Below are 14,685 nucleotides of genomic sequence, written 5' to 3' on the forward strand. Positions count from 1 at the left end.
GTGAGCATTGCTTGACCGAACGCAGCCTGACGAGAACCAGAACGCCGCGGACATCACGTCCGACGGCGTTCCGGAACACGTTGCCGAGGACAAGCCTGCCCCGCAGGGCTGGCGGCCGCTAAACTGGCTCAAGCGCGCCGGGCAGTTCTTCTTCGCGCTGTCCTTCTCGAGCCTGACCCGCCGCATCGTCTCGCTCAATCTCGCCGGCCTCGTCGCGCTGGTCGCCAGTATCCTCTATCTGTCGCAATTCCGCGCCGGCCTGATCGACGCGCGCGCGCAGAGCCTCCTGGTGCAGGCCGAGATCATCGCCGGGGCCATTGCGGCCTCCGCGACCGTGCAGACCAACGCCATCACCATCGACCCCGACCGCCTGCTCGACCTCAAGCCGGGCGAGACCTATGGCGGCTCGGACGACTATTCGCCGCTGGATTTCCCGATCAATCCGGAGCGCGTCGCGCCGGTGCTGCGCACGCTGATCTCGCCGACCAAGACGCGCGCCCGCATCTACGATCCGAACGGCAGCCTGCTGCTCGACAGCCGCAACCTCGAAAACGTGCTGCGCTTCCCCCTGCCGCCGCTGTCCGCCGAGAAGCCCGGAATGGTCGAGCGCGGCATGGTCGCGGTGCGCACCTGGCTGAACCGCGGCGACCTGCCGCTCTATCGCGAGCTCGGCCCCGAGAACGGCAATGGCTATGCGGAAGTGGGCGATGCGCTGCAGGGCCAGAAGCGCTCGATGGTGCGGGTCAACGCGCGCGGCGAGGTGATCGTCTCGGTGGCCGTGCCCGTGCTGCGCTCGCGCGCCATCCACGGCGCGCTGATGCTGTCGACGCAAGGCGACGACATCGACCAGATGGTGACCGCCGAGCGCCTCGCCATCCTGAAGGTCGGCGGCGTCGCCGCCGCGGTCATGATCATGCTGTCGCTGCTGCTCGCCAGCACGATCGCCGGTCCCGTGCGCCGGCTCGCCGACAGCGCCGAGCGCGTCCGCCGCCGCATCAAGACCCGCGTCGAGATCCCCGACTTCACCCGCCGCCGCGACGAGATCGGGCATCTGTCCGGCGCGCTGCGCGATATGACCAACGCGCTCTACAGCCGCATCGAGGCGATCGAGATGTTCGCCGCCGACGTCGCCCATGAATTGAAGAACCCGCTGACCTCGCTGCGCTCCGCGGTCGAGACGCTGCCGCTGGCGCGCAACGAGAACAGCCGCGCGCGCCTGCTCGAGGTGATCGAGCACGACGTCAAGCGGCTCGACCGCCTGATCTCCGACATCTCCGACGCCAGCCGCCTCGATGCCGAGTTGCAGCGGCAGGATGCGATCCCTGTCAACCTCAGGCGCCTGCTCGGCACGCTGGTCTCCGTCGCAAACGAAACCAAGCTCGGCCACGACGTCGCGGTCGAGGCACGCTTCGAGGGCCGCGGGCCGACCGACACGTTCGCGGTGACCGGCCACGACTCACGGCTGGGACAGGTGGTCTCCAACCTGCTCTCCAACGCGCAGTCGTTCTCGGAAGCCGGCAGCAAGGTGCGCCTCACCTGCCGCCGCGTTCGCGGTGAGATCGAGATCGTGGTCGATGATGACGGCCCCGGCATTCGCGATGACGCGCTCGAGCGCATCTTCGAGCGCTTCTACACCGATCGTCCGCATCAGGGCTTCGGCCAGAACTCCGGCCTCGGACTCTCGATCTCCAAGCAGATCATCGACGCTCATGGCGGGCGCATCTGGGCGGAGAACCGCGCAGGCCCGCCGGACGACGAGGGCGTCCCGACAATTGCCGGTGCGCGCTTCGTGGTGAGGCTGCCGGCGCTATGAGCGAGGGCGCGCCCAGCGTGCACGCCACCGCCGTGAAGGTCGGACAGATCGCGGTGCTGATCCGCGGTCCCTCGGGCTCCGGCAAATCGCGCCTTGCCTTCGATTTGATCATGGCGGGGCAATCAGGCGTGCTCGAAAGGGCCGTTCTGGTCGGTGATGACCGTGTCCATCTGGCGACAGTCGGCCACGAAATTGAGGTCCGCCCCGCGCCAGTTCTGGCCGGCCTGATCGAGATCCGGGGCCTCGGAATCCGCCGCTGCGACTTCGTGGAGCATGCGACCGTCGGCCTCGTGGTCGATCTGGACGCTCAGGACGCGAAACGGCTCCCTCCGGCCGAATCCCTGAAAACAAGCATTTTCGGTGTCGAAATACCGAGAATCCCGGTTAGCCGCGACTATTCGCCCCTCCCCTTGGTTGTCGCGGCCTTGACCACTACCAAGAGTTAACCTTCTGCTAAGCCCTCGGGCAATTGTTTGAAGGGAAATGGTAACCATATGAACCCCACTATCGCGACCGAGTAGACCGGCGCAGCTCCCCTCATCCATCCGTATAGATTCAGGGAGATACGCAACATCCCCTCTTGCGCAGGGGCTCTGGATGGTCAAAGTGGCGCGTTCGTGCGGTGCACCAAAAGCGCCCGCGAGGAGTTTTCCGATGATTGGTCTAGTACTTGTGACCCACGGGCGCCTTGCCGACGAATTCAAGGCGGCGCTTGAACACGTCATGGGCCCACAAAAGCAAATCGAAGCGATCACGATCGGCGCCGAAGATGATTCCGATCTCTGCCGAAGCGACATCATCGAGGCGGTTAACCGCGTCGATTCCGGTGACGGCGTTGCGATCCTCACCGACATGTTCGGCGGCACGCCGTCGAACCTCGCAATTTCCTGCATGAGCCGGCCGAAGGTCGAAGTGCTCGCGGGCATCAACCTTCCCATGCTGGTGAAGCTCGCCAAGGTGCGCGAGGAGCGTCCGCTGCCGGATGCGATCGCGATGGCGCAGGAAGCGGGCCGCAAATACGTCACCATCGCCAGCCGCGTGCTCGCCGGCAAATGAGCGACGACGCGCCACAAGCGGCGGCAGGCGTGCCCGCGGGCGCGATCTCCAAGGAACTCCTGATCATCAACAAGCGTGGCCTGCATGCGCGCGCCTCGGCGAAATTCGTCCAGGCGGTCGAGCGCTTCAACGCGCAAGTGTGGGTGACGCGCGGCGGCGAGACCGTCGGCGGCACGTCGATCATGGGCCTGATGATGCTGGCCGCGGGGCCGGGCACGACGATCACGGTAGCAGCGGCAGGCGATGATGCGGAAGCTGCGCTTGCGGCGATCACGGAGCTCGTTGAAAGCAAGTTCAACGAGGAAGGGGTCTGAGCCACGCGCTCGGCTGCGCTCCCTCGCCCCGTTCTTACGGGGAGAGGGTTGGGGTGAGGGGCTCTCTCCACACCGGTGGTCGTCGATAGACCTGTACCCCCTCACCCGGATCGCAAGAGCGATCCGACCTCTCCCCGCAAGCGGGGAGAGGTGAAGAGAAGCCTCACTTCCCCGGCGGCGCGATGTAGATGTTCCAGCTCATCGACGGACCGGCCTTGCCGTGAGTGAAGCGGCGCGTCGTCATCACGATGCGCTCGGCGTTGGGCGCAACTTCCGACACCCATTTCTCGAACGCCGGCAGGCGGCCGTCGGTCGGATCGAACACGCCGATGAAGCCGTACTTCTTGGCGTCGTCGCGCGAGGTCAGCCCGGAATCCCAGGCCTCTAACGGCAGCAATGCGGACGGATGATCTGGGCTGTAGAACACCAGCGGCTGGATCTGCTCCATCGTGCCGGCAACGACGGCCCAGCGCGAGCCGAAGCGGGTGTGCCAGGCCCGCGTCAATTCGCGCGCGAGCTCCGAGCGTGCACCATAGATCTGTGCGTTGCCGGCATTGGCCGCCATCTCGCGCGCGGCGATCCAGGGCGAGGCGGCGAGCGTGGCGACGCTGAGCACGAGCCAGATCGCGGCGATGTTGAACAGCACAGCGCTCTGCACCCGCAGCACGGGGATCGCGACCAGCGCCAAGGGCACCAGGAAGAACAGCGAGATGCCCCAATCGGTCTTCATGTAGATGCTGAAGGCAAGCGCGCCGAGCGGCGGGCCGACCGCGACGATGATCTGGACGATCCAGACATTCAACGCCTGCGCAACATTGACGCCCGGATTGGCGCCGCGCGCCCAGGCGCGCGTGACGATGCGCGAGGGCGCACGCAACAGCAGCTTGAGCCACGGCGGCACCAGCGCCATCGCGAGCGCGGCCAGCGCCACCGGCAAAGCCAGCAGCGCGACATTATGCAAGGCATAGCCGGCCACGAGCTGATGCACGAGACGCGCATCATCGAGGCTGTAGGTGTCGCCGGCATAGGTCAGCGGCACGAAATGCGCCTCCGCCAGCCAGACGATGTGCGGGATCATCGCCGCCACCATCGTCGCGATCGCCACCCACGGCGCCGGCGACATCAGGAACCTTGCGCGATCCGGATGGATCAGCGCGGCAAGGCCGATGGCGCCGATCATGGTCAGCACCCAATATTTGGTCATCAGCGCCAGCGCGCCGGCAAGGCCGAGCCAGATGCCGGATCGCCATGTCCGCTTCTCGAAGGCGTTGAGATAGGCGAGCACCAGCAGCGGCAGCGTGACGAGCTGGAGCAGGTCGGGGTTGTATTTGAAACCCTTGAAATTGAAGATCGGGTAGAGCGCGACCATCACCACGACCAGGAACGCGCGCCGCGCGTCCACAACGCGCAAGCTCAGCAGCCAGCAGATCACCATGCCGACGCCGACGGTCGTCATCGCCAGCGCATAGGTCGCCCAGTCCGTCGCCGGGAACACCTTGAACCAGAGGCCGGCGATCCAGCCCGACAGCGGCGGGTGCTTGCCATAGCCCCAGAGGAATTTCTGGCCCCAGCCCCAGGCTTCTGCGACGTCCATGTGAACGTCCTGCGCCGCCTTCAGATTGATCAGGATGAAGGTCCAGAGCACGCCATGCAGGATGGCGAGCTGGATCACCAGCCAGAGCCGCGCCTCGGGCCGGATCGCGCAGGCGACCAGCCAGGCCCGGAAACGGTTGTAGCTCACCCGGGCTTTTACGCGTGTTCGGGCGGAGGGGATCGAGGTGGTGGACATGGGCGCTTGCGTAGCGCGTTTTGCGCCTGAGTGAAATCAGCTTGGCGTGAATGAATGACCGCCTGGCGCACGAAACGATGCAGGATCACCGGGCCAGCAGTTCCGGGCGATATTCAAAATGCATCGTGTCGTAGTGATACCATTTCCCACCCCAGATGAAGCCGTGGCGCTCGAAGATGTCGACGATCTCCTGCGGCATCCTGTTCTTGTAGGGGATGGATTTTCCGCGGCCCGCCCACAGCCAATAGTCGGAATATTTCAGGTTCAGATCGATCGCGATGGCATAGCCGTGCATGCTCATCTTGCCGGTATCGGCGACGGGCCGGCACGACAGCACGCCGGCGATCGGAAAGGCCGCGGCCCTCAGCGCCGGATCGAGCTTGTCGATCTCTGCGGACACCTCCTTGAGCCGGTCGGCCACACCATTGATCCGCGTCACCTGGACTGCCTTCCCCCATGATCGCGGCAGCCAGGTGATGGTCACGAGATTGCGCTGTACCGCTCCATTGCGGCAGTCGCCATACATCTTCTTGAAGAACGCTTCGTTCCGGAATCGTCCGGGATCGGCGTTCACCGCGGGCGGCGCGGAGGCGCCGACGGGATAGGGCAAGCGGAGCTGGTCGATGACCGAAGCATTACGCAGGCGCTGATCGAACGATTTGTCGTCGATGCCATCGTCCACCGGCATCGCGGTGCCATCGCGCCAAAATATCTGCGTGCCGTCGTGACTGGAGAGAAAGTCCGGATAGGCACGCACCAGCCGATCAAGAAGCTCCGTCCTGGATTGGGCGCCCGCCGGGACGGACGCAGCCACTAGAACGACGATAACTTGTGCCGCACGCGAGGCAATCGTCATCGACGCTTGCCGGCCTGATCGAGCAGCGCGACGTTCGCCTCCTCGATAGAATTGAGCTTTGGATTCCATGTGCTCGGCGAATACCACGGGAAACGCTCGAAACGGGCCTTGAGATCCGCCGCCTCGAAATACCGTCCCCGCCGCGCGAAGATCTCGTTCCGCGCTATACGAAGATCGTCGTTGGAAAGCCCGCGCAGGTCTGCGACCGTCAGCAGCCGCCGATCCGAATCGGGAAAGATGAAGCCGCTTTGCGCCGGCCCTCCGGCTTCATAGCGATCGATCAAGGCGACATTCGCCTTCTCGACGGCGTTCAACTGGGGGTCCCAGGTGTGGGGCGCGTACCAGGCGAACTTGCTGAACCTCGCGGTCAGATCGGGCGAGTTGAAGTAGCGCCCTCGCCGCGCAAAGATCTCGTTGCGCGCGAGGCGCAGATCGTCCTTGCTCAGCATCCTCAGATCACCATCGGCAAGCAGCCGGCTATCCGAATCCGGAAACAGGAAATCCGATTGGGTTCTCGCAACCGGAGCTGTGGACGGCGACAGGTTCGCAGGAGGCGTCGTGACCGGTGCCGGCACGTTGACTGCCGCGACCTGCCCTGCTGGCGCGCCTGAAAAGTAGAACGATCCATCGATCGGCGAGCTGGAGACCCAGGGCTGCTGGTTGCTGCCGGTCGCGCGCTTGACGAGGAGTCCCACCTGATTGAACGTCTGGAGCACGTCCAGGCCGGGGCGCTGCATCGTCTCGACCAGCGCTCGCGTGTAGGGACTATGTCCGTCGGACCCGTCGAGCGCGACGTTGCCGGGTTGCGTGGCATAGGAGAGCAGCGTTCCTTCCGGTGCCCGGATCTGCGCTAGGCCGCCGTCGGAGGCGCGCAGGCCGCGTCCGCCGAATGGGTTATTCCGGCACGCATCGAGAATGACGATATTCAGCTTGGTTCCTGCACCGTCCATCTGCCGAAGCACCAAAGCGGCATCGACCATCTGGAAATCGACGTCGGTCTCGCGCGTCGGGTTCGCGCTGATCGGCACGAGGTAATTGGTGCCGCGGACCTGGATGCCGTGGCCGGCGTAATAGAACAGGGCCACGTCGGCACCGATCAACTGGTTGCCGAAGCGCTGGACCGCCGCGTCGAAGCTCGCCTTGTCCAGCTCGACCTGGGCGCCGCCGCCGACAAGCGTGAAGCCAAGCTTCTGCAACGTGTCGGCCACCAGCAGCGCGTCGTTCCGGGGATTTTCCAGCCGCGACACGCTCTGGTAGGCGGAATTGCCGATGACGAGGGCGACACGCTTTTCAGCGGCGGCCGGGAAGGCGAAACACGCTGCAAACAACAAGGCAAAAAGCCGCTTCCAACACATTGCCTATTTCCGTGACAGAAAACCGGAAAGCTAGCAGAGCCGGCCCCTGAAATCGATGGCGGGGAGGCCGAGATGGCGGCGGCATGACGGATCGATGTCGCCCCCTCCCGGACCGCCTGAGCGGGCTGGCTGCCCCGTCCCGGACGCCCCCCGTGCGGTCGCGGGAAGACCAAGTGAATGGTTGCCGCACGGGGATGTGAGTGGTATCCCGCGCCCATGACGACCGTCCCCATTTCCAACATCCGCAATTTCTCCATCGTCGCCCATATCGACCATGGCAAATCGACGCTGGCCGACCGCCTGATCCAGATGACCGGCGGCCTCTCCGACCGCGAGATGGCGGGCAAGGAGCAGGTGCTCGATTCCATGGACATCGAGCGCGAGCGCGGCATCACCATCAAGGCGCAGACGGTGCGCCTGCAGTACCGCGCCAAGGACGGCAAGGATTACATCTTCAACCTGATGGACACGCCCGGCCATGTCGACTTCGCCTACGAGGTCTCGCGGTCGCTGGCGGCGTGCGAGGGTTCCCTCCTGGTGGTCGACGCCAGCCAGGGCGTCGAAGCGCAGACGCTCGCCAACGTCTACCAGGCGCTCGACAACAATCACGAGATCGTTCCGGTCCTGAACAAGGTCGACCTGCCCGCGGCCGAGCCCGAGAAGGTCAAGCAGCAGATCGAGGACGTCATCGGCATCGACGCCTCAGACGCGGTGATGATCTCGGCCAAGACCGGCCTCGGCATTCCCGATGTGCTGGAAGCCATCGTCACCCGCCTGCCGCCGCCGAAGGGCGATCGCGATGCGACGCTGAAGGCGCTCTTGGTCGACAGCTGGTACGACGTCTATCTCGGCGTCGTCGTGCTGGTGCGCATCGTCGACGGCACGATGAAGAAGGGCCAGCGCGTGCGCATGATGGGCACGGGCGCGGCCTACGACGTCGAGCGCGTCGGCTTCTTCACGCCGAAGATGCAGCAGGTCGACGAGCTCGGCCCCGGCGAGATCGGCTTCATCACCGCCGCGATCAAGGAAGTCGCCGACACCCGCGTCGGCGACACCATCACCGACGACAGGAAGCCGGTCACCGAAATGCTGCCGGGCTTCAAGCCCGCAATTCCGGTGGTGTTCTGCGGCCTGTTCCCGGTCGACGCCGACGACTTCGAAACGCTGCGCGCCGCGATGGGCAAGCTGCGCCTCAACGACGCCAGCTTCTCCTTCGAGATGGAAACCTCCGCCGCACTCGGCTTCGGCTTCCGCTGCGGCTTCCTCGGCCTGTTGCATCTGGAGATCATCCAGGAGCGGCTGTCGCGCGAGTTCGACCTCAACCTGATCGCGACTGCGCCGAGCGTCATCTACAAGATGAAGCTGACCGACGGCACCGAGCTCGAGATCCACAATCCCGTCGACATGCCTGACGTGGTCAAGATCGAGGAGATCCAGGAGCCCTGGATCGAAGCGACGATCCTGACCCCCGACGAATATCTCGGCAGCGTGCTGAAGCTCTGCCAGGACCGCCGCGGCTCGCAGAAGGAGCTCACCTACGTCGGCGCCCGTGCGATGGTGAAATACGACCTGCCGCTCAACGAGGTCGTGTTCGACTTCTACGACCGCCTGAAGTCGGTCTCCAAGGGCTACGCCTCGTTCGACTATCATCTCACCGACTACAAGCCGGCCGACCTCGTCAAGATGCAGATCCTGGTCAATGCCGAGCCGGTCGACGCGCTCTCGATGCTGGTCCACCGCACCCGCGCCGAAGGCCGCGGCCGCGCCATGGTCGAGAAGATGAAGGAGCTGATCCCGCCGCACATGTTCCAGATCCCGATCCAGGCGGCGATCGGCGGCAAGGTGATCGCCCGCGAGACGGTGCGCGCGCTGCGCAAGGACGTCACCGCAAAGTGCTATGGCGGCGACATCACGCGTAAGCGGAAACTTCTGGAGAAGCAGAAGGAAGGCAAGAAGAAGATGCGGCAGTTCGGCAAGGTCGACATTCCGCAGGAAGCTTTTATTGCCGCGCTGAAGGTGGATAGCTGAGGCGACGCTTGGGACGGGTCGGCGCGGTTTCCGTGGCCGGCAAACAGCCGGTCTCCGGCTGGCAAACCAAAAGTGCGAAAACAACCCCATGCACAGTAGCCGCCCCCTTGGCGGCATTGCTCTTTTTCGATTTACCGAAATTCGTTTGACCCGTCGGGCAAAACAGGGGTATGGTGGCATCATCGCAGCCGGTGTGATTGGCAGCCCGAGCTCGTAGGATGGGTTGAGCTCTTGCGAAACCCATCGCCCTGACGGGCGGACGCGGTCTCTAGTGACTCTTGCTAGCTCGATCCGATCGCGAGGATAAAGTTTGATGGGTTTCGCAAGAGCTCAACCCATCCTACGAGTTCTGACGAAGCGCCCGGCGCGATGGCGAGGGCGGACGGCATCTCAGGCCGCTCCCGTCATCAGTGGGATCGCCGCGAGGATCATCAGCGCCGCAGTGAGCCCATGGATGCCCAGCGCCCTGACGGTCGAGCCCTTCGCTGCGAGAATCAGCGACATGTCGCCCACAGGAATGATCGCTTCGATCAGCAGAACCAAACCCAGCATTCGCGGGCCACCCCACGCCATCAGAGCGATCAAGACCAGTCCTGAAACCACGTCGCGCACGCCCTTGAGGCGAAGCCACCAGGCGATGTTCGGTCCCTCTTCCGGGAGCGGCAGGCCGAAACTCAGCGTCGCAGCCCGCGGGCTGCTCAGATACATGACCCCGATGGCGATGATCCCCAGCGCCGCCAGCAGCGCCACGGAAACTGAAAACCAGTACATGGATGCCTCCGTCCTTTTTCTTTACTTCGCTACGTAATCTAGCATTGCTAGATTATCAAGTGCTGATAGGCTTGGGGCCATCACGGTTTGGAGATCAGGTCTTGGGGAGCGCGGAGAGGAAGGGCAGGGAACGGGCCGAGCGGGAGCGGCGCATCACCGCGGCGGCGCGGGCGATTGCCGAACGGGAGGGATGGAGTGCCGTCACTATCCGCCGCCTCGCCGACGAGATCGAGTACAGCCAGCCTGTTCTCTATTCTCACTTCGAGAACAGGGACGCAATCGTGACGGCGGTCGCCATCGAAGGGTTCGGTGAACTCGCAAAAGCGCTTCACAAAGCCGCGCATCGATCGGCCGATCGTCGCAAGGCGATCGAGAGCGTCGCAACGTCCTATCTCGCCTTTGCCCGGCAGCACCCGGCACTCTACCAAGCGATGTTCACGCTGCCGACTGGGCTCCACTTCGCGGAAGCAGACACCAAACCGGAGCTGAAAGAAGGATTTGCGGCATTGGCCGCGGTTGTCTCGCCGTCCAGGAGCGACGTCGAGGCCGCGACCGAGACATTCTGGGCCGCTCTTCATGGACTGGCGGAGCTCGAGCGTTCCGGCCGGATCAGGCGGAGCGCGCGTGACGAGCGGATCGCGCTGCTCGTCCGCGGATTTCTCGATTCCTGAGCGGGGCAAACCGAACGCTCAACCAAGCTGCAGCCGCATGCTGGCCGAGACTTCGATCCGCTGGGCGTTGGCCAGCGTCCGACAGCAGGGACGCGATCATCTGCCCGGCCTTCCGGGACAGCTGGGTCGGCCGAGCGCAATTTGCGAGCAGAAGCCGATCGGTTTCGCTTCGCTCCAGCCATCGTGCGCGCTAGGATGCGCCTGCACGATCATTCAGGTGCATTATTTCAAGCATCAATCATTCAATCCAACGGGGTTATTTCATGATCCGTTCAAGCATCACGCGTCGCAGACTCCTTGGTGCTGCGGCAGGCTCAGCCTCTGCATTGGCGTCAGGCACCTTCATCAGTCCGGCCCGCGCGCAATCGCCCCAGAGAACCTATGTGCTCGTTCCCGGCGCGTATTACGGCGCCTGGTCCTGGCATCGCGTCACCGAACGCCTGCAGAGACAGGGGCATCGCGTCTATCCGCTGACGCTGACCGGACTAGCAGAGCGTTCCCACCTTCTGAACAAGGACATCACGCTCGACACGCACATTGCCGACATCGCCAATCTCGTCGAATGGGAAGACCTGACGGATATCTGCCTTGTTGCCCATTCCTATGGCGGCTGTCCGGCGTCGGGCGCGCTGGAACGCATCGGAAGCCGGGTGTCGTCCATCGTCTGGGTTGATGCCATCAAGCCCGCGGACGGCCAGTCGTTTCGAGACCTGGTCCCCTTCCCGATCGAAGAGGGCGCAATCAGCCGTCCGGCTCCCAAAGCGCTTCCTCCGACTGCATTCAGCGACCCGAAGGATGTTGCCTGGGTGTTGTCGAAGGTGACCCCACACCCCATCGGCACATTCCTGCAGCCGGTCAAGCTCTCGGGAGCGCGCGAAAAGGTGGCCAAGAAGACCTACATCCGCCTGCCGAAATTCCAGTTGGCTGCGATGGACAAGGCGGCGGCGGAGTGCAGGGCGGACAGTTCCTGGACGGTCCTCGAAAACACGACGTCCGGCCACTCGGTCATGATTGCCGAGCCGGATTGGTTGACCGACGTGTTGACCAAAGCAGCGTGAGATCGGTCTGATCAAACTCGATGGGTGGAGCATCCGCCTTCACTCTTCGAGCTACGGCGGACCGGTCGCTCTACCCATCCTGCGCTCTCTTCAGATCGGCCTTGTCTTCCCCCGGATGGCCATCGACCGTTTCAGGACCTGTTGGGCATCGGCATAGCGGCCCTGATCCTTGTAGAGACCGGCGAGATTATCCAGGACACCGGCGAGATCCGGATGGTTGGGACCGAGAGTTTGCTCGAAAATGGCCGCCGACCGCTTGAACAGCCGCTCGGCCTCGGCGTTACGCCCCTGACGCGCATAGAGCGCAGCCAGATTGTTCAGCGCCTGCGCGATGTCGGGATGATCAGGCCCGAACGCCTTTTTGGTCACCACCATCGACCGCTTCAGCAGCCGCTCGGCATCGGCATAGCGATGCCGATTGATGTAGGCATCGGCCAGGTTGTTCATCAGCACCGTGGCTTCGGGATCGTCGGGGCCGAGCGCTTTCTGGAGCACGGCCAGTCCCCGCTTGAACAGCGGCTCGGCCTGATCGTATCGGCCCTGGCTGCTGTAGACGGCGCCGAGGTTGCTCAGCGGCAGGACGATCGACGGATCGTCGGCGCCGAGCACTTTCTCGTCGATGGCGATCGATCGCTTCAGCAGCGGCTCTGCTTCCGCGTAGCGCCCTTCCGCGCGATAGAGATCGCCCAGATTGTTCAGCACCATTGCGACTTCCGCATGATCCGGACCGAGCGTCTTCTCCCGGATGGCCAGCGCGCGCTTGTACAGCGGCTCGGCAACGGCGTATTGGCCGAGATTGTAATGGATCGTGCCGAGGTCGTTGAGCGGCATGGCGACGCCCGCGTCATCAGGGCCGAACTCCTTCTCGCGAAGGGCCAGGGACTTCTGGGCCAGTGGCAGCGCTTCCATGTACTTCCCGGCCCGATAAAGCTCCTTCATTTGCCGCGTGAGCGTGCCCGCCTCGCCCTCTTCGGCATGGGACGGCGCGGCGAACGACAGGCTCAAAGCAAGCGCCGTGACCGCAACACAGATCGATGCTTTCAGGGTCTTCATCGCGCGTTCCTTCGTCCGCGGTGAGCTGGGACCTACGCGCCGTTGGTGCTCCCGGAAGCCGGATAGGTTCAATGCAGCCGCGGCTTACGGACCAATCACCGGCCGGTCGCCAAATACCGGCCAGGAGGACGAGCGCGATCGACCGCATGACAGCGTGGCTGATGCAGCCGGCGGGCGTCGTCACATCATCATTGCCCGAGCTGTTGAAGCATGGCGAACCACAACGCCAGCGGCTCCCTGAGGGCTCCCGGCTCGGACGGCTTTTGACGAACGGCCCGTACTCACAGCTTTCGTTGCCGCGCGTTCCAGTGCCTTTCGAGATTGACGATCAGCTGATCGCTAAGATGCAGGAAAGCCTGCTCGAAGGTGTAGGTGGTCAGATACTTACGTAACGCTTCCAGCGGCTCGGTCTGCTGCCGGATGGCCTTCCGATTTGCGCCAGGGCTCACCATTCCCGATCCAATGGCACGCTCGATGCAGCGCGAGACAGCCAAATCCATCTCCTCGGACGGCACGACTTCGTTGGCGATCAGCCGGCCCTCCGGCGTATCGGCGTAGAACATACGATCGAACAAGATCGCCTCCCGCGCCAACCGTTCACCGACAAAGCGCGGCAGCCGCATGTTCGCGGCGCCGGGCAGGAAACCTTCCTTGCGCGCGGGCAGATTGAAATAGGAGCCTGCCTCGGCAATCACGTAGTCGACGACGAGCAGGAGCTGGCAGCCGCCGCCGATCGCGAATTTGTCGACCGCGGCAATCCACAATTTCTCCCAGGTGCGCTCAGGCTCCTCGATCGGCGCATCGAGGCGATCGGGTTCATTCTCGATCAACACGCCGCGGTAGAGCTTGTTGTGCAGCCCCATGCTTCGGAACAGGAAAGACAGATAGCTCTGCTTGCCCTGATAGATGCGCGTCAGGTTGATTCCCGATGAAAACACGCGCTGGCCCTGGTACTTCGGATGATCGACTGGGCTGCCCCGCAACACTCCGATCTTGACTTCCGGATGCAGCAACGCCAGGTCCGTCGCGATCTCGAGCGGACCAACCACCGTGTCATCCTCGGAATTGAGGTATCGTCCGTTGTGAATGGTCACATGGCCCGCTTCGCCTTGCACCCTTACACGTGCGGTGCCCAAATCGACGTAGCCGGTGGCGACAAATTCGGGCAGAAGCGCCAGCGATTCAGCTCGAGGGCGCAACATCGAACGCATCAAGTGATGCCCTGTCTGGATATTGGCCATGATCTGGCTGACGAACAGACCCTGATGAATCTCGAGGCCATCCTTGTCAGCCTGCATGCGATCGCTCTCGGCAGCCAACTCGGCCTGAGTGGGCAAAATATCCGGCCAGCGTGCTGCAGCTTCCCAAAGGAGCGCATCCACACGAAGGGATCGCGCGCCTTCGCGCGTGAGGTCACGGTACATCGACACGGCGTGACACCGGAAAAATCGCCACGTAGCGTCGGCAGTCAGATGAACGATGGCCTCGCCGGCCTTCTTTTGCGCGGGCGTTCGCTGCGATCGCAGCGGCAATCGCGCGAGCAACGAACGGCCGGCCAGGATCGCAGCACGCAAATCTGCCTCTGCGGCGGTTGCGACTGCGCGGTCGCGAATTGCCAGAAACGAGTCAACCTCGGCGCCCGGCAGCGCGGCGGTGAGCACCGGTGAATGCTGTTCACGAGGGATTGAAAGCATTGGGCACCCCGAAAGCAGGCGGAGGTAGAGCGAAGGACACGTTACGGAAATGAAAATGCTATTGACGCGCAGTCGGTGCGTCTTTGCAAGAGTAACATACTGGCCAATTTCCGCTGGCCCATAGCCAACATACCGCGTCCATGAGCGGGCGACCGCTCTCCGATCCAAAGCAGAGGTCGGCCGAAATGGAGCATCCCACTTCTGCTTTGACTTTTTTCGACGGAAAA

Annotated in this window: 13 protein-coding genes; 7 read left to right on the forward strand and 6 right to left on the reverse strand. The window is 63.7% G+C overall.

Annotation, left to right across the window (positions count from 1 at the left end; translation table 11 throughout):
* Window positions 1-7 precede the first annotated feature (7 nt).
* The 4 genes from GGD63_RS26760 to GGD63_RS26775 all read left to right on the forward strand — a co-directional run bounded on the left by GGD63_RS26760 (window position 8) and on the right by GGD63_RS26775 (window position 3,183).
* The gene (locus GGD63_RS26760) at window positions 8-1,813 is read left to right on the forward strand and encodes a sensor histidine kinase (protein ID WP_183246181.1); all 1,806 of its coding nucleotides are present in this window, start codon (window positions 8-10) and stop codon (window positions 1,811-1,813) included.
* 17 nt (window positions 1,814-1,830) lie between these two features.
* On the forward strand, window positions 1,831-2,259 hold the full coding sequence (locus tag GGD63_RS26765) for an HPr kinase/phosphatase C-terminal domain-containing protein (protein WP_312013405.1): 429 nt from the start codon (window positions 1,831-1,833) through the stop codon (window positions 2,257-2,259).
* A 208-nt stretch (window positions 2,260-2,467) separates the two neighbouring features.
* A complete protein-coding gene (locus GGD63_RS26770; protein ID WP_007597752.1) occupies window positions 2,468-2,869 on the forward strand; it encodes a PTS sugar transporter subunit IIA in 402 nt (133 codons plus the stop codon).
* Window positions 2,866-3,183, forward strand: coding sequence for an HPr family phosphocarrier protein (locus GGD63_RS26775; protein WP_080140673.1), 318 nt, complete (start codon window positions 2,866-2,868; stop codon window positions 3,181-3,183). The genes GGD63_RS26770 and GGD63_RS26775 overlap by 4 nt, the downstream gene beginning before the upstream one ends.
* A gap of 163 nt (window positions 3,184-3,346) precedes the next feature.
* Here GGD63_RS26775 and GGD63_RS26780 read toward each other — a convergent pair whose 3' ends face one another.
* The 3 genes from GGD63_RS26780 to GGD63_RS26790 all read right to left on the reverse strand — a co-directional run bounded on the left by GGD63_RS26780 (window position 3,347) and on the right by GGD63_RS26790 (window position 7,183).
* Complete coding sequence (locus GGD63_RS26780) at window positions 3,347-4,972, reverse strand: glycosyltransferase family 39 protein (RefSeq protein WP_183246184.1); 1,626 nt, start codon at window positions 4,970-4,972, stop codon at window positions 3,347-3,349.
* A gap of 85 nt (window positions 4,973-5,057) precedes the next feature.
* The gene (locus tag GGD63_RS26785) at window positions 5,058-5,729 is read right to left on the reverse strand and encodes a M15 family metallopeptidase (RefSeq protein ID WP_312013408.1); all 672 of its coding nucleotides are present in this window, start codon (window positions 5,727-5,729) and stop codon (window positions 5,058-5,060) included.
* Window positions 5,730-5,824: 95 nt separating this feature from the next.
* The gene (locus GGD63_RS26790) at window positions 5,825-7,183 is read right to left on the reverse strand and encodes a YARHG domain-containing protein (protein WP_183246188.1); all 1,359 of its coding nucleotides are present in this window, start codon (window positions 7,181-7,183) and stop codon (window positions 5,825-5,827) included.
* Between the two features lie 216 nt (window positions 7,184-7,399).
* On the opposite strand from GGD63_RS26790, the gene lepA reads away from it, so the two are divergent.
* Window positions 7,400-9,211: a translation elongation factor 4 gene (gene lepA / locus GGD63_RS26795; RefSeq protein WP_183246190.1), complete on the forward strand. Its 1,812-nt coding sequence runs from the start codon at window positions 7,400-7,402 to the stop codon at window positions 9,209-9,211.
* 390 nt (window positions 9,212-9,601) lie between these two features.
* On the opposite strand, the gene GGD63_RS26800 is transcribed toward lepA, so the two are convergent.
* Window positions 9,602-9,982 (reverse strand): DUF4267 domain-containing protein, encoded by a 381-nt coding sequence (locus tag GGD63_RS26800; RefSeq protein WP_183246192.1) that lies wholly within the window; start codon window positions 9,980-9,982, stop codon window positions 9,602-9,604.
* A gap of 101 nt (window positions 9,983-10,083) precedes the next feature.
* Between GGD63_RS26800 and GGD63_RS26805 the strand changes: the two genes are divergently transcribed.
* Together GGD63_RS26805 and GGD63_RS26810 are read left to right on the forward strand one after the other, a co-directional pair.
* Complete coding sequence (locus GGD63_RS26805) at window positions 10,084-10,653, forward strand: TetR/AcrR family transcriptional regulator (protein ID WP_183246193.1); 570 nt, start codon at window positions 10,084-10,086, stop codon at window positions 10,651-10,653.
* A 263-nt stretch (window positions 10,654-10,916) separates the two neighbouring features.
* Complete coding sequence (locus GGD63_RS26810) at window positions 10,917-11,711, forward strand: alpha/beta fold hydrolase (RefSeq protein WP_183246195.1); 795 nt, start codon at window positions 10,917-10,919, stop codon at window positions 11,709-11,711.
* Between the two features lie 90 nt (window positions 11,712-11,801).
* Here GGD63_RS26810 and GGD63_RS26815 read toward each other — a convergent pair whose 3' ends face one another.
* Together GGD63_RS26815 and GGD63_RS26820 are read right to left on the reverse strand one after the other, a co-directional pair.
* Entirely contained in the window at window positions 11,802-12,764 is a 963-nt protein-coding gene (locus tag GGD63_RS26815) for a tetratricopeptide repeat protein (RefSeq protein WP_183246197.1), read from the reverse strand.
* A gap of 281 nt (window positions 12,765-13,045) precedes the next feature.
* Window positions 13,046-14,458 (reverse strand): enoyl-CoA hydratase/isomerase family protein, encoded by a 1,413-nt coding sequence (locus GGD63_RS26820; RefSeq protein ID WP_183246199.1) that lies wholly within the window; start codon window positions 14,456-14,458, stop codon window positions 13,046-13,048.
* Window positions 14,459-14,685: the final 227 nt, after the last annotated feature.

It is taken from the genome of Bradyrhizobium sp. cir1, from assembly GCF_014198245.1.
Lineage (GTDB): Bacteria > Pseudomonadota > Alphaproteobacteria > Rhizobiales > Xanthobacteraceae > Bradyrhizobium.